Below are 21,669 nucleotides of genomic sequence, written 5' to 3'. Positions count from 1 at the left end.
TCCAGCCTAGCGGAGGCGGGGACCCGACGTCGTCCGCTGCTTGACCCGCTGTGGATAACGCCCTGTTGCCTTCGCCCCTATCGGCGGACCCGGTAGACCAGGTGGGTCACCCGGGTGCCCGGCACAATTACGGGCTCATTAAACAGGAGGTCGCCATCCAGTGCTCCAAACCACGGGATACCGCTTCCGAGCAGCACCGGCACCAGGTCCACACGGAGCTCATCCACCACGCCGCGCCTTAGGCACTGCTGCACGACGTCTGCCCCGGCAACTCCGATTTCTCCGCCGGCGGCGTGAACGGCGGCCCGCTCCAGCGCCGTTTCCAGGTCCCCGGCAAACTCGAAGGGCACGGGCCGGCCGTCCCGTCTGGTGGGCGGCCAATCCACTGGGAGTTCGCGGTGCGTCAACACCACGGTGGGCGATTCATTGGGCGGATGGCCTCCCCACCCCTTGGTGATGTCGAACAGCCTTCGGCCTGAGATGAACGCCCCCTCACGCGGAAGTGAGTTCCAGTACGCAGCATCGGCTTCACTCAGGTGGAACGGAACGGGATGTCCCGGCATCCAGGTCTCAACGTCCCCGGCCTCGTACCAATCGAACAAGGGCCCCACGGTGTCATCCACGCGGGCGATGAAGCCGTCCAGGGACATCGAAAACTGGGCCGAGACCCGGCAATTCCTATACATGACATCAGTGTCGTGGGTGCCTGCGGGTTGTCAAGGCTGAGACCACCCACCGGACCGGAAGAACGACGGCGACGCTGCCGCCCGCTTTAGTGTCGCCGTCGTTCTTTCCAACCTTGGAGCGCAGCCTTAGATGGGGGTCCCGAACTCGCGGATGGTGATTCCGGTGAAGTTTGCCGGACCGCCGTCAGCATAAAGGGAGATCCCCGTGTCCCCGACCGCGAAATGCACCTGCTGCGAAATCACCGAGTGCCCGGAATTCACAAAAACCTCAACACTTTGGGTGTCGACAAAGATACGCAGGTGGACGGATCTGGCATTGGCGTCAATTGGCGCCGCGGCGCGGGTGTACGGTGCCAGCGCATATCCGCTTTGGTCCGATGGTGCGCGATCGACGTACAGTTCGTCGCCGTATTTGCCGATGTTCGTATGACGGCTGCCATTCGACGAGCGGCCCACCGACACTCCAACATTCGCGGCGATGTCCCAAGAGATATCGAGCTCCAGCTCATACGCGCGCCCGCTCCACGGCAGTATGAAACTGCCGTTGACCGTGCGGTCCGGCAGTGTGGTGCTGGACGTGGCATAGTTCGAAAGCGCCGGAACGGGCGTGCTGAGCAAGGTGTACCAGCCACCCGGTTGGCGCTCAAGCCTGAGCTCGCGCGTTATGGAATTTTGTCCGTTGTAACCATCGGATGCGTCTGTGGGTACGTCGCGGGCTGCGTATTTCCAATTGTTCATCCATGCGGTGGCAAGTCGCTTCGTCTCAGGTGCTTCCACGGCCGGCCAGGTTACGGCGGCGTACCAGTCCCATCCCCAGTCAAGCCACTGCGGTGTGAGGTTGTCCGCGATGAACGCGGTGCCGTTCCATGAACCTGTCCAGTAGGCAAAAGTCATGGGCAATCCAATGCTGTAGGCGTCCATGCTCGCGCCGAACACCCAATGCCGGGTGCCGTCTCCGGCTGTCATCTCGAACAGATCCGGGCATTCGATGCCGCCAAGGGCGTGGTTGGGGAAGTCGAAGTTGGACTTCCATTGCCAATCACGCAGGTTGGGAGAGGTGTAGAAGGCAGCGTAGCGGGCCCTCCCGATGACACAGACCCATTCGTTGCGCGTCGCGTCCCAATGGATCTTGGGGTCGCGGAACCATTCTGCGTTCTCCACCTCGGCGGGGGTGGTGGCCGTCCGTCCATCAGTGTTCACAATGACCGCGTCAGGCAATGCGGTAAAGGTGAAGCCGCCATCCGTAGACCAGTAAAGGTACTGTTCCTGGAATTTGCGGATGCCGTCCGTGGGCTGGGTGGCGAGCGCGACAACTGCGCCGGCACCGAAGCCGGCGGTGTTGGCGGTGTCCACTACGGCCGATCCCGACCAGACGGGGAAGTCCGGCTGCAGTGGCATCACCACTCCATGGTGGGTGTACGACACTCCGTCGGAGGTGGTCGCATGGTCCCATCCGCCCGGTCCGTTGTTCTGGCCTGAGTGAAGGTAGTAGAGCTGGTAGGCGCCGTTGGTATGAACGGGACGTTGCGGATCACACAGCCAGCCCGTGGGCGGCGTCATGTGGTAAATCGCCCGGAGGGATGTCTGGGCGTGGGCTGCCACGGGGACGGCGCTGCTCATGAACAGTGCCAGGGCACCAACTCCTGCACCTTGCAGGGCAGTGCGGCGAGAGATGTCATACGTCATTGATGTGTTTCCTCTCAGTGCTTGGCGGGCGCGACGGCCTGCCAAACGTCATGGTGATGAACGTGCGCGGCCGTCGGGAAAGTCCCGGGCAGCCTGGTACTGCGCGTGAGATGGAGAGCTGGATTGGTACTCATGGCCGGGTTCGGACGGCTCAGCATCGAGCGGCCCGGTGAGTCATCGGCTACGCAGGACATTAGTGGCGGCCGCTTCGACGGTCAAGCGTTTTAGCACCACAATTTTGGTGGAAAACAAAAATTGCTAAAACGCTTGATCGACCGGAGTTTTCACGCTAGCTTACGAGTGATCAAACGCTTTAGCAGAATGGACATCAGCGCAGATGAAACGCCCAGTCTTCTTCCAACCCGCCGACGGATGGGTTGGGGACCTTATCCCCTATGAGAAGTACGGGGAGTTCTGGCTCTTCTACCTTCACGAAGACCGCTCAGACCCAAAACCCGGAACATCATGGAACCTCGTCACCACCAAGGACCTCACCCAGTTTGAGAACCATGGCGTCTCCCTGCACCATGGCAGCGAAAGCGACATGGACTTCAACGCCTACACCGGCAGCGTCGTGGCGGACGGGTCCGGCGTCCACCACCTCTTCTACACCGGACAAAACCCCCGGAACCTCGGGGCCGACGGCGCGCCCCTCCAGTTGGTCATGCACGCCACCAGTACCGATGGCATGCGGACCTGGCAAAAACATCCGGAACTGACTTTCGGCGCTCCGGACGGCTATGAGTCCGGAGACTGGCGCGATCCCTTCGTGTTGTGGGATGACGACAAGAAGCAGTGGAGGATGCTGCTGGCAGCCCGGCACTCCACCGGTCCGGAACGCCGCCGCGGCGTCATAGCCCAGTGTGTGTCCACTGACCTGATGGCCTGGCAGTACACCGATCCGTTCTGGGACCCGCGCCGGTACATCACCCACGAATGCCCGGATGTGTTCGTTTGGGGTGACTGGTGGTACATGGTGTACTCCGAGTTCTCGGAATCGTTCACCACCCGCTACCGCATGGCCAAGAGCCCCGACGGCCCGTGGACTGTGCCGCACCTGGACAGCATCGACGGCCGCGCCTTTTACGCCTCAAAGTCCGCAGAACGCGACGGTCGCCGGTTCTTCTTTGGCTGGATCGCCACCAAGGAAGGCAACACCGATCATGGGCCATGGCAGTGGGCCGGCACCATGTCCGTGCTGGAAGCCCGCCAAAACCCGGACGGAACCTTGGCATTCTCCTTCGCGGACGAGCTGGTAGAGAGCTTCTGGGATGACGTCCCGGTGTCCTTGGCCAGTGCGTTGCCTGCCCGGGTCGATGTGCCGGACGGGTACACGGCTTTGCTGTCCGATGAGGAGTTGCCGCAGCAATTTTACGCGAAGGTGGTGCTGGACATAGCTCCGAACACCACCGAGTGCGGGTTGCTGCTCCGCTCAAGCGCCGACGGCGACCGTTCCTACGTCCTCCGTCTGGAACCCAAGCGTGGCCGGCTCGTCTTCGACCGCTGGCCGCGCGCCATCACCGGAGATGCCCAGTGGCACGTCTCAGGTGACGTGCCGTTCGACGTCGAACTTGAGCGGCCCTGTGACCTCACCCCCGGCGTGCACACGCTTGAGGTCATCGTCGACGGCGACATTTGCGTGGCCGTCGTCGACCGTCAAGTGGCGCTCAGCGCCAGGATGTACGACCTCACAACCGGCAGGATCGGCGTCTTTGCCGGCGAAGGAACCGTCACCGTCACCGAACTTGAGATACGACAGCGCATCGACAACTGAATATCCCACCCCAACCTCTGTTCCAATCAAGGGAGATTGCCGCAATGAAGAAACTACTCCGTGCTGCTGCCGTCGCAGCCGTCGCCGCGTTGGCCTTGACAGCCTGTGGCGGCGGAGGAGCTGCTACAGACCCCTCCAACGTCAGCCCCACCGGGGAGATCAAGCCCCGCGAAATCTCGTGGCTCCTCTCCAGGCCTGCCGATGGCGCCGTCATCAACATCATGAAGAAGCTCGCCGACGATTACGCCAAGGACCACCCGGGGTTTGCACTGAACCTCATCACCACCCCGGACCGGCCCTCCTACATCCAGAAGCTCGAAACCCTGGCTGCGGCCAACAAGCTCCCCGAGCTGTTTGACACGGACGCCACCCCATTCGCGCAGCAGCTGGCCAAGCAGGGCAAAATGGTGGAGGCCGACAAACTGCTGAAGTCGCTGGACCTCTACGACGACTACCGGCCCGGAGCCTTGGACTACCAGCGCTTCGATGACGGATCCCTCTACATGATCCCGTTCCAGTTCGAGCTGGAATTCATCTGGTACAACAAGGCCCTACTCCAAAAAGCGGGCGTGGCTGTCCCTCAGTCCTTGGACGACATCCCAGCGATGTGCACGGCTTTGCGCAACGCAGGAATCACGCCGATCGCCATCGACGGGCAGGACCAGTGGCCGCTGGAACGCTATGTCGCCTACCAGCCGTTCCGGGCTGCCGGGCCCGACTTCGTCCAGAAACTCAAGAAGGGCGAAGCTGCGTTCAGCGATCCCGCGGGCCAGAAGACTGTTCAATGGATGGCCGAACTCGGCAAGGCCAAGTGCTTCCAGGAAGGATTCTCTGCGCAGGGCTACTCCGATGCCCAGAACCAGTTCACCTCCGGCCAAGCCGCAATGTACAACATCGGCACGTGGGAACTGCCCAGCCTCGCCACGGACAAACTCAACCCTGACGTCCGGGATGACGTCGACTTCTTCACCCTTCCCACGACACCGGGTTCCGTGACAGCGGCCAACGAGTTCGTTTCCCCGTCCGGCATCGGCATGGCCGTGAACTCAAAGACTTACGATCCCCTGGTCAGCGATTTCCTGAAGTTCGCCCTGGAGAAGTACCCGGCTGAATACGCTGCCACCGGGGCACTCTCCCCCACCACCACCGTGGAAACCACCGTCCCCGCGAACGCTACACCGCTGTACAAAAAGGCCCTCGAAACGGCCAACGCCCTCGGCGAAAAGCAGGCCATGCCGTGGGACACCCAACTGGACCCCACCACCAACGGCCGTCTGCAGCAAGAGCTGGTCCTCCTGGTCCAGGGCAACATCACGCCCGAACAATTCACCAAGACCATGGACGACGCCATCAAGCAGAACGCGCCCAAGTTCTTCAAGTAAACCGAAACGGCGGGGGCCGGTAAGGCCCCCGCCCGAAAGGCCCACCATGCTTCCCAACAGGTCAAGGACCTCAGTCCTGGTTTTCCTGCTCCCACCATTGCTGCTCTACTGCGCAGCAGTCCTCTTCCCCATCCTTCAGTCCCTGTTCCTAAGCTTCTTCTCCTGGAACGGCATCAGTGACATGGAGTTCGTCGGGCTGGCCAACTACGTCCGAATGCTCACGGCTGATGACATCTTCTGGCGTTCCTTCTTCAACGCCCTGGTCTACCTGGCCATCTGCCTGGTCCTGCAGCTGGGCGGTGCCCTGGTTGTCGCCAGCCTGCTCACGTCCCTGCGCAGGGGACGTGAACTGATCAAGACCCTGTACTTGCTGCCCGCCGTGATCTCCACGGTCGCCATTGCGTTCCTTTTTGTCCGTATCTACTCCATTGACCCTGTCGGCCTGCTGAACCAGCTGCTGCACTGGATAGGACTGGGTTCCTTGGAGCGTGCCTGGTTGTCCGACGTCACCACAGTGCTGGCCGCGGTCTCCGCCCCTGAAGGGTGGCGGTTCACCGGGCTGTACATGCTCATCATTTACGCGGCCTTGATCGCCGTACCCAAGGAACTCGAAGAAGCCGCGGTCCTGGACGGCGCATCGAAGTGGACGCTCTTCACCAAGATCCGCTTCCCTTACATCCGGCCCGTGTGGATTACCACCACCATCATGGCCACGACCTACGGCCTGCGCGGTTTTGATATCCCGTACCTCATGACCAACGGCGGCCCGGGACAATCCTCCGAGCTCCTCACCACCTACATGTACAAGACAGCCTTCACCAGCACGGATTTTGGCTACGCAAGTACCATCGCCGTCTTCATCGTGATCGAGTGCCTTGTCGCCGTCGGCCTCATCTTGTTCATGCTCAAGCGGAAGGCAGATTCATGATCACCCAGACAGCCCCGGCTCAGCCGACCCGCGCCAGGGTTCCTTCCCCCGTCCCCCAGCGCCGGCGTCGGAAGCCCAGCTTGTACCGGACACTCTCGAGGGTCCTGATCCTGCTCATCGTGATCGTCCAGGTGTACCCGCTCGCCTGGCTGTTCGTGACCAGCCTGCGGACCGAAAACGACTTTGCCAGCGGTGATCCGTTCGGGCTTCCCAGCTCGTTGACGTGGGAAAACTATGCCCGCGCCTTTGAAACCGGCGACCTGGGACGGAACATCCTGAACAGTTTCATCGTCACCATGGGCGCCAACATTCTGATTGTCCTGTTCGGCATGATGGCCGCTTACGCCATCCAGGTCCTTGGCTTCCGCCTCAGCAAGTTCGTCCGGGGCTTGTTCCTCATCGGCATCATTGTTCCCGTCCAAATCGCGCTGGTCCCGCTGTTCATCGACTACTCCGCCGTGAACCTGCTGGACACTTACCAGTCGATGATCATCCCACTGGCCGGCTTCGCCCTGCCGATGTCCATCTACCTTTTCTCGTCCTTCTTCGAGTACATTCCGCGCGAAACCTACGAGGCAGCATCCCTGGACGGGGCCGGACCGTACCGGATCTTCGGGCTGATCACGCTGCCGCTCTCCCTCAACACCGTGGTCACCGTGGTGCTGGTCAACAGCATCTTCATCTGGAACGACTTCATCTTCGCCAACACCTTTGTTCTCTCCGAGGACCTCAAGACCATCCCCCTGGGCTTGCAGAACTACATCGGCGCCATGGGCAAGGTGGACTGGACGGCCACCTTCGCCGCCGTCTGCGTGACCATCACACCGCTGCTGCTGGTCTTCCTGGTCCTCAACAAGGCCATGATCCAAGGCCTTGAGAGCGGAGCGAACAAGGGATGACCGCTATGGCCGACGGTTATACTCCTGATGGAGGACAGATGATTTCGCAGGAGAGAGAGTCAGGCAACGCGGCCACCCCCGCCGTTCCTGCCAGAACAGGCCGCGCCCATCCGGTGACCCTCCGCGAAGTGGCTGAACTGGCCGGAGTGTCCACTGCCACGGTCTCGCTGGTGATCAACAAGAAGAAGAACGCACGGATCGCCGACGAAACCCGCCAACGCGTCACCGAAGCGATCACCCAATTGGGATACCGTCCCAACGCCATGGCCAAAACGTTGGTGAGTGGCACGTCCAAGTTCATCGGACTGGTTGCCGACGGCGTAGCCACAACACCGTTCGCCGGCCAAATCATTCACGGCGCTCAAGACGAAGCCTGGAAACATGGTTATGCCCTGCTGATCGCGAATACCGAAGGCAACCAGGAGCTCGAAAAAGACGCGATCGCCATGATGCTGGAATACAAAGTACGCGGCATCCTGTACTCCACCTGGTTTCACCGCCCCACGGACATCCCCGAAACCCTGCGGGAATCGGACTTCGTCCTGGTCAACTGTTTTTCACCAGAAGCCGGAGCAGCCCGCGCCGTGGTCCCCGACGAGACCCAAGGCGGACAATCGGCAACCGAGATCCTGCTCCGCGGTGGCCACCGTCGCATCGCGTTCATCAACGCCACCACCCCTGCACCGGCCAGGGATGGCCGGCTCCAGGGATACAAAGACGCGCTCGATGCCGCCGGAATTCCCTTTGATCCGGCGTTGGTGCTGGAGGCCTACCCTGATCAGGAAGGCGGCTACGGGGCCACGGAAAGCCTGCTCACGCTTGGGGTGAGTGCCGTGTACTGCTACAACGACCGTATGGCCATGGGACTTTACGATGGGCTGCGGGAAAACGGGCTGTCCATCCCGGAGGACATTGCCGTGGTGGGTTTCGACAACCAGGAAGTCATCGCTGCCCACCTGCGCCCGCCGCTCTCCACAGTGTCACTGCCTCATTACGAACTGGGCGCAGCCGGCGTACGCATGCTCCTGGGCCTGGATGCTGCTCCCCTTGAGTCCGCTGTGAAGATCGCCTGTCCGCCGGTTGAGCGGGCGTCCGTAGCAGTGCATTCACCGGCTTAGCAATCCTGTACAAAGAACTGCTCATTGCCCACAGGCGCTCATGGGAATAGCGTTGAGGGTGGAAGCCCAGTGGTCCCCCATCACTGGGCTTCCCTTGTGAACCTGTCAGCTCTTGGGAAGGACATCGCTTTGATCGGCTCTCTGGAAACGGGTGGTTCCACCGACGAGCTGACCGGGATCGTCGGTGTCGCCGCTCAAGTAATCGAGGCCCTCGGCGAATGGGGTGTGGGCCTGCTGACCCTTCTGGAGACGGTATTCCCGCCGATTCCCAGCGAGGTCATCCTCCCCCTGGCAGGTTTCCTCACCCAGCAGGGCAGCATCAACCTGCTCCTGGTGTTCCTTACCAGCACTCTCGGCGCCTATGTGGGAGCGCTGCTGTTGTACTGGTTGGGGTACAAAGTAGGGCTTAAGCGCTCCATCCACTTGCTGTCGAAACTTCCACTGGTTGATCGGGAAGATTTCGAGAAAGCCGCCGATTGGTTCGAACGCCACGGTAAGTCCGCGATCTTCTTCGGCAGGCTTTTGCCCGGGGTGCGCAGTCTCATCTCCCTCCCGGCGGGCGCCGAACGCATGAACCTTATGACCTTCAGCATCTTCACCATCGCCGGCACCGGAGTATGGAACGCGCTGCTCATCGGCTTGGGCGCGTTGCTCGGCAAGCAATACCACTTGGTTGACCAGTACTCACGGTTCCTCAACTACGCCGTATACGCAGGGCTTGCCGCCTTCATTGCGTGGCTCGTTGTCCGGAGGGTAAAACGGGGAAAGGAAAGCGCCAAGTAGGCGCTTTCAGTCAGTAACCCGACCCCGTTGGCGTGCAAATCAGCTCACGATCGGCGTGGTTGGACGGGAGCCGTGGGGAAGCGTTTGAGCGGCGGATGGATGTGCCGGTCCGTGGCGGTGAACAGCGCGGCCGGGGCACCGCCGGTTGAACCGCGGGTCTTCCGGCCGGTGTCATTCAACTGAGGCATCATCTTGCGGGTGAAGTTACCAGCGGCCAGCGTTGTTTCCCACACGGCGTCATAGACGGTGCGAAGCTGAGTCAGCGTGAACTCCTCCGGCAGAAGTCGGGCAGCGACGGTGGTGTATTCCATTTTTCCTGCCAGCCGCGCCAAGCCGTCGCCCAGGATAACGGCGTGATCAAAGGCCAGCCCGTCGCTTCTGAGAATGTCATGGACGGCATACCAGCCAGCAGAGGCAGCATCGGACCCGGCGGCGATCATTGGCAGCGAGGTCCCGCTGGAAGCCAAGAGCGCCAGATGGGCCACCGAGACAACGCGCATCCGGGGATCCCGATCCGGACTCGTGTAGGTAGCCAACTGCTCGATATGGACCGGCAGTCTTCCGAGGTCCAGACCTGTCTCTTCAGCGAGCTCACGCTCTGCTGCTTTTCCGGCTGATTCCTCTGCGCCGACAAAGCCTCCTGGCAGGGCAAGCACATCCTTGAAAGGGTGCTCTCCCCGCCGGACCAAAGCGACTTTCAGCACCCCTCGGGCGACGGCAAAGACCACCAGGTCCACCGTCAGGGCTACGGAGGGATAGTCCCGGGGGTTGTAGCTTTCCAGAAATTTCCCGGCGGAATCCGTTTCGGGTGTCATGCCCCTACTCCTTCCAGAACGGTCCTGGTCGCCCAGGGCGGAGAAGTAAGGCTGCTCCGTTGGGCAAGGATCAGGTCAATAATCTCGACGGCGGTTTTCATGCGCCGTTCGTGGTCGCCCGTGACCAATATCCACGAGTGCCCTTCCTCAGTCAGGGTCTCTTTAAACCACTCAGTCATTTCTGCACGCCGGTGTTCGCCTTCACGCCACCCATCGTCTTCGAACTCCACACCCTCGTGATCGGTGATCAGGTACACATCACGCCGAGGCAGAACGTCGGCAGCGTGGTACGAACCGAAACTTCCTTCCCCCAGGTAGAACCGCTCCCAGAGCGTGGTCGCCAGTGCGTCGGTGTCTGCAATCACCAAGGGACAGGAGTCAGCTGCCGCATTTTCCATATCGGTCTGTCGCGCGCCAATCAGGCCGAAGTCCTGCGCTGTCCACACCATGTTCTGAAGTTCCGCGTCCGCGGTCCGGGCGCGCAGTTCGTCGAACTTCGTGTAGGTGTATTCGCGGCCAAATTCTGGGACTTCCGTGAGCCGGGGGAAGCGCGGCCGGTAATGCTCGGTCAGCGCCTTGGCCAGTGTGGTGGTGCCCGTGGACTCGGCGCCAACCACAATGATGCGCGTTGCCATCTCCTGGCGGGCGGGTGTGATGATGCAGGACCAGGCCGCCCCAAGGTCATCACGGCATAGAGTGCCACTGATCGGGTAGGTGGTCCGGGCCAGGTCCACCAGGACGTGTTCAGCGTCAAAGGCCCCGGCCAATTGGATGCCGTATTCTTCCGAGCTGAACACGGCATCAATGGAGGTTACGCCGTGGGACTTCAGCGCCAGACGCATCAGCTCGGTCTGGGCCTTCCAGATTTCGTCCGAGTAGTAATCCTCAGGGCAGTCGTTGCGCATACCGATGACCTCCACGCCGCCGACGCCATCAAACTCTTCGGCAAGCCACGTGGCACGGTCTTCAACGCTGATGGACTCAAAGCGGGTGCCCAGTACCAGGACAGCGACCTTTTCGGCCTGCGCCGCGGCAGTGGTGATCAGGTGGGCGTGGCCTACGTGCGGCGGGTAGAACTTACCGATGACCAGGGCCTGCTTGTACATGTCATGCTCCTGTCTTGAGAGCTTCGGGGATAACCGGTGTTTCAGTGCTGCGGGCACGTTTCCAGTCGATCAGTCCGTAGATGCAGAGGGTCAGGAATCCGAGATAGAGGATCGCTGTCAGTGCCAGACCGCGGCTGAAGTAGAGCGGGATGGAGACCACATCGATGAGAATCCATACATACCAGTGTTGGAAGATCTTCTTGGCTTGCCCGTATGTTGCTACGAGTGAGGCGGTCAGCACGAAAGCGTCCGGCCAAGGAACCTGGGAATCGGTTCCGTGGGTAAGCACCAGCGCCACAGCTGCAGTACCGGCCACCGTGGCACCCACCCCAAGGAGGAGCTCCTTGCCGGCGGCATCGCGGATCCGCAGGTCATTCTTGTTCTCGGTATCGGCGTTTCCGCGCACCCAGTTGTACCAGCCATAAACGGCAACAGCCGCGAAGATCACTTGCAGAACGGTTTCGCCATAAAGGCCGGCTCCGAGAAACAGAACGATAAACGCAAGATTGTTCAGGATGCCGACTGGCCAGTTCCAAAGCTTCTGCCGGGCCACGCCATAAACACAGGCAGCACCGGTGACGAAGCCGATGACTTCGATCCAGCTCACAGGACTGCCGAAGAGGTTGGGGATTGCTGCGGAATTCATCCAGTCAAGCAGTGCCATCATCATCGTTCTTCCGTTCTTTATTATCAACCTAATAATAAATACCGTACCAGAGTTATCGTCACTCTGACAAGAACTCTTCCATGTGGTCGGGGAGGATGCTCCGGGTCCTGGCTTTGGGCTGTGGTGAGTCTTGAGGTTTTCCTGAGGAACTGTTGCGGGTTTGCAGGATTAGTTCTTGATCCAGCCCCGGCACAGTAGTTCTTGTCAGCCAGAGAGGCTGGAAGAAACGGCCGGCCGGACCCGCGGTGGCCTCCCGAAAGGACCATACTCAGATGGCCATCAGCCTCAAGACCACCTCCGGCAAAATCCTCGCCTCCGTCGCACTGGTCGGCACCGCAGCCGCCGTCGCCGGCATGGGAACCTACGGTGCGTTCACCTCATCGACCTCCGCGTCACAGGCTGTCACCGCAGGTACGGTCACCATCGCCCTGGGCGCCCCCGGCCCGGCCAACACCCTCAACGTCCCCATCGCAGGACTGCTGCCCGGAGACAAGGTCGAAAAGCTCGTCACCCTGGCCAACACCGGCAACTCGGACCTGAACAACGTCACCCTCACCACCTCCGCCGGGGCCACCGGATCCCTGCTCACCACCGACGTGACCAACGGTCTGCAGCTGACCATCGAAAACTGCTCCGTGGCCTGGACCGGCACCGCAGCCCCCTACACCTGCACCGGAACCAAGAGCACCGTCCTGGCCTCCGCCCCGGTCATCACCGCCAACAAGGCCCTGGCCAACCTGACCGCACTGACGTCCGCCAAGACCGACAACCTCAAAATCACCACCGCGTTCCCCACCACCGCGAACAACGACTTCCAAGGCGCCACCTCCACCATCGCCTTCTCCTTCACCGGCACCCAGCGCACCGAAACCACCAAATAACACCCACCCGCTGACCCCCAACAGGCAGCCCGATAGACCCCAGGGGCCGGCCGGCATGCCCTTCCGGCCGGTTCCTGGCCATTTCCTGATCAAGTCTTGAGGCCCGCCCGCACACTCTCTTGAGCGGGGAAGGACAGACTGAAAGCACGTCGAACACCACGAAAGGAACGCCAGGCATGAGCGCACTGAGCACCATCACCACCCCCGCAGTTCGCGGCCGGCGTTCGGCCGCAGCAGGGAGCGGACCCCAGCCAGCCGCCGTCGTCGTTCCTTCCGTTCCTAAGACCGCCGCTGTGAAGCAGCCCGCAGCGGCCACCTCCTTTGCCGGCACAACCGGCTCCCTCCGCCGGATAGCCGGCAAAGTGGTGAGGGGTATGGGCGTGGGCATGCTGGTCCTCGCTGCGTTGGTGTTCCTGTTCCTCGCGATCGGCCCGCGCGTCCTGGGTTACCAGACCTCCACCATGCTCACAGGATCCATGGCCCCGCTGATCAACCCGGGCGACGTCGTCGTCACCGTCCCCACCCCCATCACCGACGTCAAGGTCGGCGACATCATCACCTACCACATCCCGGTCGAAGACCAGCGGGTGGAAACCCACCGGATCACGGAGATCAGCACCACCGCCGACGGCGGCGTGGCAGTCCAGACCAAAGGCGACGCCAACAACGGTATCGACCCCTGGATAGCCACCCTGCAGGGGCAAACCGTGGACAAGCAGGTCACCACCATCCCCTACGTAGGCAACGCCATCCGCGCCCTTCGCGAACCCATCGTCATGAACATCCTGATGTACGGCGCACCCGCCGTACTGGTCATCGGAATGCTCGCCTCCATCTGGACCAAAGAGCCCGCCAAGACCACACCCGGGGAAACGGCCGGAGGCCGCGATGAAGCCATCGGGTAATCCAGGCGGTGAACTGGACCTGGGCAGGCTCCAATCACTCGCCGAGGAACTGGGAAGCCCTGAACCGGCACTGCGTTTCCTCGCCAAATACCTCGCGATGCTTCCGCAGCGCGTCGAACGCATAGTCCACGCTGTGGACGAGCATGACGCAACGGAGACCACCACCGCTGTTCTTAGCCTCAAGATCAGCTCTTCCATGGTGGGAGCCAGGGAAACGGAGCACCAATGCCGGGCCATCGAATCAATGATCCGGGAAAACCACTTCGACGACGCCGCCCATGCGCTGCCGGCGCTGAGGCAGACGGCAGACCGCTGTCTCGCTTCACGGTCCGACCTCATCAGGGCCGCGCATACATCGCTGAGCCGGCACCGGGGTTTTTTTCGGTCTTGAGCGGACCTTGAGTGTTCACCGAGGTGTTTCCTGAGGCCCGTTCGGCACACTGGAAACACATCATCCGCACTACCGGGACGGCATCACGCACATGCATGGCAAAGGCATCATCCGGCAAGTACCGGCCACCATCCTGGCGGTCATGTTACTGCTGATGGGCGTCTACATTTCACCTGCGCACGCCCAGTTCAGCGACACCGCGCCAGGTGCGATGGCTGTCAGTGCGGCAAAGATCCCCGCGCCGGCAGCCAGCACGGTAAGTGTGTCGAAGTCCTGCGATTCATTCCTCTGGTTTGGCCAAGCCAAAATCAGCGTCAGCAGTTTCGCGGCCGTCGCCTACGCGAACTACCACGAGCTTAAGGTCATAGACCCCGACGGCGTCGTACGGTTCACGGGCGACCTCAGCAAGGCCTCAGGAAAGGCCTACAGCTCAGGGGTCCAAAGCACTAGCAACCTCTCAGGCACCTGGACCTACCAGATCCGCGGTTACTACAAGGTGCCCAACTCCACCAACGCGTGGGCGGGCGCACCCTTGACAGGAACACTGAACTGCCCGTGAGCCAGATGTAGGGCTTCTGCCTCTGGGGCTTAGTTGGCGGACATCGCCGGTTTGCGCAGGAACAGGCCCACAACCAGTGCGGTGAGCAGGCAAAGGCCGGCGTTGACCCAGATGGCGGTTGTGACACCGCTGAGGACGGCGGGGGCCTCGTTGTTACCGATGCTGAGGATTTGAGCCGTGAAGATGGCACTCATAATGGGGATGCCCATGGTGATGCCGATCTGCTGGCTCATGGTTGCCAGTCCCGTGGCCAGGCCTTGTTCTTCATCAGGCAGCCCGGATGTTGCAGTGACCATGAAGCCGACGATGACAACAAGGTTTGCTACACCACCGATGAAGGTGGCGACCAGGAGCAGACCGATGGATGCGGGGTCTGCGCTGAGCAGGACGAGGATGCCTGTGGCAATGGCCTGGACTATAAATCCGTAGACGATGGCTTTCTTGTTGCCGATCTTTCCGATCACCCTGGGTCCGAGGACGCCACCGAGTACCGTGCCGAGACCGAGGACCGCGAAGGCCAATCCTGCACCGAGCGGGGTGTAGCCGAGAACCTGCTGCAGGTACAGCGTCAGCAAGAACACCAGGGAGGTTTCAGTGACGAAGGCCAGGATGCCGGCGATGTTGCCCCAGGCGACAGTGGAGCGCTTCAAGATCTCCAGCGGTACCAGCGGCGAGCTTGCCCGGCGTTCGACCGCAACAAAGGCAACAAAGAACACGACGGCTGCCGCGAGGGAGCCCAAAGTCAATGGATTGGTCCAGGAGTGCTCGGCGGCGTTCGTCAAACCGAAGACAAGGGCCAGAAGGCCGAGGGTAACGGTGACAGCACCCGGAACGTCCAGCTTCAACTTCGTGGTGGGCTTGCTCTCGGCGAGGACGATGGGAGCGATAACCAGTACTGCGATGGCAACAGGCACGTTGATGAAGAACGCCCACCGCCAGCTCAGCAGGTCCGTCAGCAGTCCGCCGAGGATAGCGCCGGTCGTAAAGCCCGCGGCCATGAGTGATCCATTAAGGCCCAGTGCCTTATCGCGCAGCGGGCCTTCCGGGAAGGATGCCAGCAACAGGGACAGGGCAGCGGGAACGACAATGGCCGTCGCGACGCCTTGTCCCACGCGTGCAATGAGCAACAAGGCCGGGTCGGCAGCCAATCCGCCGGCCAGCGACGCCGCGCCAAGCAGGGCCATGCCGATGATGAACATTTTGCGGCGTCCGGCAATATCGGCGACACGTCCGAACAGCAATGTCAGGCCCGCAGCGCACAGGGCGAATGACGTCGCTATCCACTGAAGGTTCTCCAGGCTGAAGCCAACATCGGTGCCGATGGCCGGGAGGGCGACGTTAAGGATGGAGAAGTCAACAGCGAGGGTGAAACTCGCTGCGAGCAGGACAATAAGGGCCAGCCGCTGCCGGCCTGTCATCTGCCTTTTCGAGTCCGGTTGGGGTTCGTGGACGATGGCAGATGGAAGGCTGGTGCCTTTGGTGACATCCGGTTGTGTCGTCATATCGGTGATCCTTTGCTGGAGCTGTAACCGCCCGTGGGCGGCTTCTTCACAGCTCCAACGGTCTACGCATGTGCCCGGATGAACCACACCCCCTCCTGCCTACCCCTGACAGGGACAGGACACTGCCGGTGGGGACCGGCAGAATGGTGGTCATGACTATGGTGAGTGAACTTGGGGAGTTCCTTCGAGTCCGAAGGGCGGCTCTGCAGCCGGAAGACGTTGGCCTGCTCAATTACGGCATCCGCCGCGTACCAGGCCTCCGGCGGGAGGAACTGGCCATGCTCGCGGGAGTCAGCAATACCTACTACACCCGTCTGGAGCAGGGCCTCAGTAACAATGCTTCTGATGCCATCATTGATGCGATCGCCCGGGCCCTGAATCTCAACACTGACGAGCGAGCACACCTGTTCAATCTTGCCCGGGCCCGCGCCACCAAACGCCGCACTGTGACGAAGCCGGACAAGGCCAGGACCGGGACGCTCCGCCTGATTCAGTCAATGTCGAGCACCCCCGCCATCGTGCTGGGACGCCGCAGCGAGGTGCTTGCCTGGAACCGGCTCGGTCATCGATTGGTTGCAGGGCACTTGGACTACGACGCACCGAAGTCGGCTGCAACAAGGCCAAACATGACTCGTTTGTTGTTCCTTGACCAGCACACCCGCGAACTTTACCCACGCTGGCTGGAGGAAGCCACGCGTGCGGTGTCATCACTACGGCTCGTCGCCGGCCGGGCCACAGATGACCCTGAACTCGCTTCCTTGGTGGGTGAGCTCACCTTGAAGAGTGAGGAGTTCGCGAAATTGTGGGCTCGGCACCCCGTTGAGAACTGCATGTCCGGGTTGAAGCATATGCACCACCCCGAAGTAGGTGACCTGGAGCTGAATTTCGAGGTCCTCACACCGCCCGACGAGTCCGGGCACAGGATCCTCATGTACGCTGCGGACCCGGGGACGCCGGCCGCGGAAGCACTTCAACTGCTCGCCGCCGGCGATGCGGTAGGGCCGGAGGGCCCGGCCCGATTGCCCCTTGATCAACGATCGTCCACGCTGCCACAGCCCGATAGTCACTTCCGAATTCGCTAGGCTGGCCGTATGCCCTCCCCGTGGACTTTCCTGATCGCTCTGCACGCCATCGCAGCGGGCTACGCCCTGATCTTCGGCGCCGTCAACCTGCTCCGCCGCAACAAAGGCAGCGCAGCGCACAAAATCCTGGGGCGCATCTGGGCGGTGGCCATGTATGTCGTGGTCCTCACCTCGTTCGGGATCCGGACCATCGACGGCGGATTCAACTGGCTTCACGCCCTGTCCGTGCTGACGTTCTGCACCCTGACGATGGGCCTGGTGACCGTCCGCCGCGGCAACATCCGGGCGCATCAGCGGTTTATGACCGGAAGCTACTTCGGCCTCGTCGGCGCCTTTATTGGCGTGATCGCCGTGCCTGATCGACGGCTCCCCCAAATGGCCATCCACGACCTCACCGGCCTCACACTGTGGGTAGCGGCCCTGGCGCTTACTGCCGGGCTGACTGTCGCTGGCCTGATGCAGCTTCGTCAGAAGACTGCACCGGTGATCAGCGTCCGAAAGTAGCACCTTCCAGCCGCTTTCAGTGTTGCCGCAGACCTGGTGAGGCCAAATAATCCATCCATGTGAGACGCCTCTTGGAGTAGCGCAGTGCGCCGCCAGCGCCGAATTCGACGCCGTTCAGCGCCTGGGTCCGCCCGGACTCGTTGTTGCTGAAATCTGATTCCTGCAACAACAGTCGTGCGTCGCGCCCAAAACCCGACACAAAAACCCCTCCACTCCGGAAAAATCGCCGGAATGGAGGGGTTCGTGGAGCCCCCTGTCGGATTCGAACCGACGACCCCCGCTTTACAAGAGCGGTGCTCTGGCCAACTGAGCTAAGGAGGCACGCTCCGGTTACCCGAAGCACAGCGCGAAAGAGCGCTAGATAAGGTTAGCCCAGACCATCCCCGTCAACGAAATTCGCCGGGACCAAACCGGAAGCGAACGGTACAACAGCGGCCAGCCACCCAGGAACAAGGGTGACCGGCCGCCGTCGTGCATTCAGCGGGGGCTACTAGCCCTTGGCGTCAACGGCCGTCTGGATTTCAGCGTTCAGATCGGTGCTGCCGTCCCACTGCTTGCCGTCAATGAACACGGTGGGAGTGCCGGTGATGCCTACTGCCGCAGCTTCCTGCGTGGCAACCTTCACCCACGGACGGAACTGCTTGCTGTCAACGCAGGTGTCGATGTTGGCCGCACCAACCTCGGTGGCCATTTTCTTCAGGTCGTTGTCGGAGATGCCCGCTCCGCCTTCAGCCGGCTGGCGCTCGAAGAGCAAGTTGAAGAAGTCCGCGTACTTTTCCGGGGATGAGTTCACTACGCACGCAGCGGCGTTGGCCGCGCGGGAGGAGTAGTTGGTGGTGGACTGGCGGTCCAGGAACCCGAGGGGCCGGTACTCAAGGGAGATCTTGCCCTCATTGCGGAGATTGGTCAGCGACTCTCCGTAAGTGGTCTCGAACCGCTTGCAGACGGGGCAGATGAAGTCGATGTAGGCAATGACCTTGACGGGCTTGCCGGCTTCGGCTTCGCCGCCAGGCACCGTCACGGTGGCAGGCGGGGTAGCTGCAGGGCTGGGGACGTCGGCAACGTTGACGGTGGCCGGCTCCGACTTAACAACTTCACTGTTGGCCAGCAGCGTCACGCCGCCGTGGACGTTGCCGTTGGCCGGCGTCGGGCCCTGATCGGCGATAGGTGCGTTGTTCTGCGCTTGGCCGATGACCACGAACGCCACCAAGGCGATGATGACCACAACGGCAACCACAATGCCCCAGCCGACCAAAAGCTTGTTGCGCTTGTCCTTCTTCAGCTGCTCTTCTCGGATTGCGCGCGCCTTTTCCCGTGCCTGGGCGGTGCGTTCAGCCTTGGACAGGCGTTGTTCGTTTGCGGGGCTCATCAGTTCCTCGGGGTATTCGACGTCAAAGGGCATAGCTAGGGCAACGGGGTCAGTTTACGGGAGCAAACTTGAAGATCTGGCGCAGACCCCTTGCCCGGTTGTTGAACGATCAAGTGCCATGGAAGATTCCGCTAGTAGGCTGGGAGTTGAGTCACAGCAACCCCAGGGAGCATTAATGCAGGATTTGGCAAGCGAGAAACTCAAGACCGAAGAAGGCGTTCGGGCTTCTCCCGTCAAGAAGCCCACGGCAACCAAGTTCGACTTCATGGTGGTCTCCAACAGGCTGCCCGTTGACCGCATCAGCGATGACAACGGGCATGGCAGCGACGGTTGGCGGCGTTCGCCCGGCGGTCTCGTAACGGCGCTGGCGCCAATGATGACGAAGTCCGACGGCGCGTGGGTAGGTTGGCATGGCGCCCCGGACGAGACGGTGCGCCCGTTCAGCCATGAAGGTATGGACCTCATACCGGTCCAGTTGAGCAGCGATGATGTCGAGCTGTTCTACGAAGGCTTCTCCAACGCGACCATTTGGCCGCTTTATCACGACGTCATTGCGCCGCCGGAGTTCCACCGTACGTGGTGGGATTCCTACCGCAAGGTCAACCGGAAGTTCGCCGACGCCGTGACCCGCCATGCCGCCGACGGCGCCACCGTGTGGGTGCAGGACTACCAACTCCAGTTGGTTCCCCGCCTGCTGCGCGAGACCCGGCCGGACCTCAAGATTGGTTTCTTCAACCACATCCCGTTCCCGCCGCCGGAGATCTTCGCCCAACTGCCGTGGCGCCGTGAAATCATTGACGGCCTGCTTGGCGCGGACCTCCTGGGCTTCCAGCGGCCCAGCGACGCCGGCAACTTCATGCGTTCAGCCCGCCGCTTCCTGGGCGCCAGCGTCAAGCAGCAGCAGGTGCACGTCAAGGGTCCCGACGGCGAGGTCACGCACATTGCCAGGGCGCAGGCCTTCCCGATCTCCATCGACGTTGCCCAGATCCGCGAGCTCGCGTCCAAGCCTGAGATCATCCAGCGCGCCCAGCAGATCCGCAAGGACCTCGGCAATCCGAAGACCATCCTCCTGGGCGTGGACCGCCTGGACTACACCAAGGGCATCCGGCACCGGCTCAAGGCTTTCGAGGAACTCCTGGAGGACGGCCACATCAAGGTGGAGGACGCCACCCTGATTCAGGTGGCCAGCCCCAGCCGGGAACGGGTTGAACAGTACAGGCTGCTCCGCGAGGAGATCGAAGGCACCGTGGGCCACATCAACGGCACCTACGACACCATCCAGAACACTGCGGTCCGCTACCTGCACCACAGCTACCCGGTGGAAGAAATGGTGGCGCTGTACCTCGCTGCGGACGTCATGCTGGTCACCGCGCTGCGCGACGGCATGAACCTGGTGGCCAAGGAGTACGTCACGGCCCGCTCCGAGGATGACGGCGCGTTGGTCCTGAGTGAATTCGCCGGCGCTGCCGACCAACTCAAACAGGCGCTCCTGATCAACCCGCACGACATCGACGGACTCAAGTCCACCGTTCTGCGGGCCATCAACATGCCAGCCAAGGAAGCGCGCCGCCGCATGAAGCTGATGCGCAAGCAAATTCTGGATCACGACGTCGATCACTGGTCGGCGGAGTTCCTGGCCGCCCTGGAAGAGAAGGTGGTGCGCGATGACAGCTGAGAGTCTTTCCCTGTCACCGGAGTTGCTTGAAGCAGTCCGGCGCATTTCCGGCACGGAGCATCTGTTGGTAGCCCTCGATTTCGATGGCACCCTCTCCCCCATCGTGGACCGGGCGGAGGATGCCCGCCCCCTGCCCCGCTCGGCTGCCGCATTGGCGAGCCTCGCCGAACTTCCGCGCACGACGACGGCACTCATCTCAGGCAGGGCCCTGGACAGCCTGCGGCTGGTCGCTTCACCTCCGGCAGACACGCTGCTGATCGGCAGCCATGGGGCTGAAGTGTGGCTCGGCGAAGGATCCCTTGGCCTGGAACTGGACGATGAGCAGCGCAGCAAACTGGCCTCGGTGCGTGAGGTCCTCGCGGAAATCGTGAACATCGCTCCGGGGACGTTGCTCGAAGACAAGCCCGCCGGCGTCGTCCTCCACACGAGGATGGCCGACGACGACGTCGCGGAAGACGCCGTCGAGGCCGCCATGCGGGTGCTCCGGGAGCATCCGGGCGTCTACCTCAAGACGGGCAAACGTGTGCTGGAGACGTCCGTGGTTCACGCCTCCAAGGGCGAGGCCGTAGAGTTCCTGCGTCAGGCAACCGGCGCCACTGCCATCCTGTTCGCAGGTGACGACGTCACCGATGAGGACGCGCTGGGCCGGCTCCTGGGCGATGATGTGGGCATCAAGGTTGGCTTGGACTTCACTCAGGCCCAGTACAGGGTGGAGGCGCCGGTACACGTGGCGGAGTTGCTGGAAGCCCTCCTAAGGGAGCGCCGGAAGGTCACCGCCGAGGCTTAGCGTGTGACCATGGCTACATGTGATGTTTGTAACAGTTAGGCAGTAAGTCCAAAAGTCTGACATACTCTTGGATGTGATGTGACGCACAGTACCGTGCGACGTCACATGATCCTCCCCGGCCATTGGCCGGGGAGTTCAACTGAAGAAAATGAACCATTCACAACGGATCG

At 61.8% G+C, this 21,669-nt stretch carries 22 protein-coding genes and 1 tRNA gene; 14 read left to right on the top strand and 9 right to left on the bottom strand.

Going from position 1 to position 21,669, the window contains the following annotated elements; translation table 11 throughout:
• Positions 1-77 precede the first annotated feature (77 nt).
• Both AYX22_RS05165 and AYX22_RS05160 read right to left on the bottom strand, forming a co-directional pair.
• Positions 78-686: a dihydrofolate reductase family protein gene (locus AYX22_RS05165; protein WP_207596451.1), complete on the bottom strand. Its 609-nt coding sequence runs from the start codon at positions 684-686 to the stop codon at positions 78-80.
• Between the two features lie 126 nt (positions 687-812).
• The gene (locus AYX22_RS05160) at positions 813-2,372 is read right to left on the bottom strand and encodes a glycoside hydrolase family 32 protein (protein ID WP_207596449.1); all 1,560 of its coding nucleotides are present in this window, start codon (positions 2,370-2,372) and stop codon (positions 813-815) included.
• Between the two features lie 337 nt (positions 2,373-2,709).
• On the opposite strand from AYX22_RS05160, the gene AYX22_RS05155 reads away from it, so the two are divergent.
• The 6 genes from AYX22_RS05155 (at position 2,710) to AYX22_RS05130 (ending at position 9,256) form a co-directional block, all read left to right on the top strand.
• On the top strand, positions 2,710-4,146 hold the full coding sequence (locus tag AYX22_RS05155) for a GH32 C-terminal domain-containing protein (RefSeq protein WP_207596448.1): 1,437 nt from the start codon (positions 2,710-2,712) through the stop codon (positions 4,144-4,146).
• A 44-nt stretch (positions 4,147-4,190) separates the two neighbouring features.
• Complete coding sequence (locus AYX22_RS05150) at positions 4,191-5,528, top strand: extracellular solute-binding protein (protein WP_207596447.1); 1,338 nt, start codon at positions 4,191-4,193, stop codon at positions 5,526-5,528.
• Positions 5,529-5,574: 46 nt separating this feature from the next.
• Positions 5,575-6,456, top strand: a complete 882-nt coding sequence (locus AYX22_RS05145; protein ID WP_207596442.1) for a sugar ABC transporter permease — start codon at positions 5,575-5,577, stop codon at positions 6,454-6,456.
• Entirely contained in the window at positions 6,453-7,355 is a 903-nt protein-coding gene (locus AYX22_RS05140) for a carbohydrate ABC transporter permease (RefSeq protein ID WP_207596440.1), read from the top strand. The genes AYX22_RS05145 and AYX22_RS05140 overlap by 4 nt, the downstream gene beginning before the upstream one ends.
• Before the next feature lie 38 nt (positions 7,356-7,393).
• Complete coding sequence (locus tag AYX22_RS05135; RefSeq protein ID WP_207596439.1) at positions 7,394-8,473, top strand: LacI family DNA-binding transcriptional regulator; 1,080 nt, start codon at positions 7,394-7,396, stop codon at positions 8,471-8,473.
• A 102-nt stretch (positions 8,474-8,575) separates the two neighbouring features.
• Positions 8,576-9,256 carry a DedA family protein gene (locus AYX22_RS05130; RefSeq protein WP_242703615.1) on the top strand — a complete coding sequence of 227 codons (681 nt, stop codon included), beginning with the start codon at positions 8,576-8,578 and terminating at the stop codon, positions 9,254-9,256.
• 44 nt (positions 9,257-9,300) lie between these two features.
• Here the strand turns inward: AYX22_RS05130 and AYX22_RS05125 are convergent, their stop codons facing one another.
• Genes AYX22_RS05125 through pnuC form a run of 3 tightly spaced genes read right to left on the bottom strand, consistent with a single transcriptional unit; the run spans position 9,301 to position 11,823 of the window.
• Positions 9,301-10,071: an NUDIX hydrolase gene (locus AYX22_RS05125; RefSeq protein ID WP_207596436.1), complete on the bottom strand. Its 771-nt coding sequence runs from the start codon at positions 10,069-10,071 to the stop codon at positions 9,301-9,303.
• Positions 10,068-11,177, bottom strand: a complete 1,110-nt coding sequence (locus AYX22_RS05120; protein WP_207596435.1) for an AAA family ATPase — start codon at positions 11,175-11,177, stop codon at positions 10,068-10,070. Before AYX22_RS05120 ends, AYX22_RS05125 begins: the two co-directional genes overlap by 4 nt.
• 1 nt (position 11,178) lies before the next feature.
• The gene (gene pnuC / locus AYX22_RS05115) at positions 11,179-11,823 is read right to left on the bottom strand and encodes a nicotinamide riboside transporter PnuC (RefSeq protein ID WP_242703535.1); all 645 of its coding nucleotides are present in this window, start codon (positions 11,821-11,823) and stop codon (positions 11,179-11,181) included.
• Between the two features lie 293 nt (positions 11,824-12,116).
• Here pnuC and AYX22_RS05110 point away from each other — a divergent pair, with 293 nt between their 5' ends.
• The 4 genes from AYX22_RS05110 (at position 12,117) to AYX22_RS05095 (ending at position 14,580) form a co-directional block, all read left to right on the top strand.
• Positions 12,117-12,725, top strand: coding sequence for a TasA family protein (locus AYX22_RS05110; RefSeq protein ID WP_242703438.1), 609 nt, complete (start codon positions 12,117-12,119; stop codon positions 12,723-12,725).
• A 176-nt stretch (positions 12,726-12,901) separates the two neighbouring features.
• The gene (locus tag AYX22_RS05105; protein ID WP_207596433.1) at positions 12,902-13,630 is read left to right on the top strand and encodes a signal peptidase I; all 729 of its coding nucleotides are present in this window, start codon (positions 12,902-12,904) and stop codon (positions 13,628-13,630) included.
• A complete protein-coding gene (locus AYX22_RS05100) occupies positions 13,614-14,021 on the top strand; it encodes an Hpt domain-containing protein (protein WP_207596431.1) in 408 nt (135 codons plus the stop codon). The genes AYX22_RS05105 and AYX22_RS05100 overlap by 17 nt, the downstream gene beginning before the upstream one ends.
• 91 nt (positions 14,022-14,112) lie before the next feature.
• A complete protein-coding gene (locus AYX22_RS05095; RefSeq protein ID WP_207596429.1) occupies positions 14,113-14,580 on the top strand; it encodes a hypothetical protein in 468 nt (155 codons plus the stop codon).
• Positions 14,581-14,609: 29 nt separating this feature from the next.
• Here the strand turns inward: AYX22_RS05095 and AYX22_RS05090 are convergent, their stop codons facing one another.
• Positions 14,610-15,998 (bottom strand): MFS transporter, encoded by a 1,389-nt coding sequence (locus AYX22_RS05090; protein WP_207597483.1) that lies wholly within the window; start codon positions 15,996-15,998, stop codon positions 14,610-14,612.
• 236 nt (positions 15,999-16,234) lie between these two features.
• Between AYX22_RS05090 and AYX22_RS05085 the strand changes: the two genes are divergently transcribed.
• Both AYX22_RS05085 and AYX22_RS05080 read left to right on the top strand, forming a co-directional pair.
• Positions 16,235-17,164 (top strand): helix-turn-helix transcriptional regulator, encoded by a 930-nt coding sequence (locus AYX22_RS05085; protein ID WP_207596427.1) that lies wholly within the window; start codon positions 16,235-16,237, stop codon positions 17,162-17,164.
• Positions 17,165-17,173: 9 nt separating this feature from the next.
• Entirely contained in the window at positions 17,174-17,668 is a 495-nt protein-coding gene (locus tag AYX22_RS05080) for a DUF2306 domain-containing protein (RefSeq protein WP_207596425.1), read from the top strand.
• Between the two features lie 16 nt (positions 17,669-17,684).
• Here AYX22_RS05080 and AYX22_RS05075 read toward each other — a convergent pair whose 3' ends face one another.
• The 3 genes from AYX22_RS05075 to AYX22_RS05065 form a co-directional block, all read right to left on the bottom strand.
• Positions 17,685-17,867, bottom strand: a complete 183-nt coding sequence (locus AYX22_RS05075; protein ID WP_207596424.1) for a hypothetical protein — start codon at positions 17,865-17,867, stop codon at positions 17,685-17,687.
• 45 nt (positions 17,868-17,912) lie between these two features.
• A tRNA-Thr gene (locus tag AYX22_RS05070) sits at positions 17,913-17,989 on the bottom strand.
• Positions 17,990-18,158: 169 nt separating this feature from the next.
• Positions 18,159-19,037: a thioredoxin domain-containing protein gene (locus tag AYX22_RS05065; RefSeq protein ID WP_207596422.1), complete on the bottom strand. Its 879-nt coding sequence runs from the start codon at positions 19,035-19,037 to the stop codon at positions 18,159-18,161.
• 175 nt (positions 19,038-19,212) lie between these two features.
• Between AYX22_RS05065 and AYX22_RS05060 the strand changes: the two genes are divergently transcribed.
• A complete protein-coding gene (locus AYX22_RS05060) occupies positions 19,213-20,712 on the top strand; it encodes a trehalose-6-phosphate synthase (protein ID WP_207596420.1) in 1,500 nt (499 codons plus the stop codon).
• The gene (otsB, locus tag AYX22_RS05055; RefSeq protein WP_207596418.1) at positions 20,702-21,499 is read left to right on the top strand and encodes a trehalose-phosphatase; all 798 of its coding nucleotides are present in this window, start codon (positions 20,702-20,704) and stop codon (positions 21,497-21,499) included. Before AYX22_RS05060 ends, otsB begins: the two co-directional genes overlap by 11 nt.
• The last annotated feature ends 170 nt before the right edge of the window (positions 21,500-21,669 follow it).

This window comes from Arthrobacter sp. D5-1 (genome assembly GCF_017357425.1).
In the GTDB taxonomy this organism is placed as follows: Bacteria; Actinomycetota; Actinomycetes; order Actinomycetales; family Micrococcaceae; genus Arthrobacter.
The sequence above is the reverse complement of the archived record's forward strand: the minus strand, read 5'-3'. Positions and strand labels throughout refer to the sequence as shown.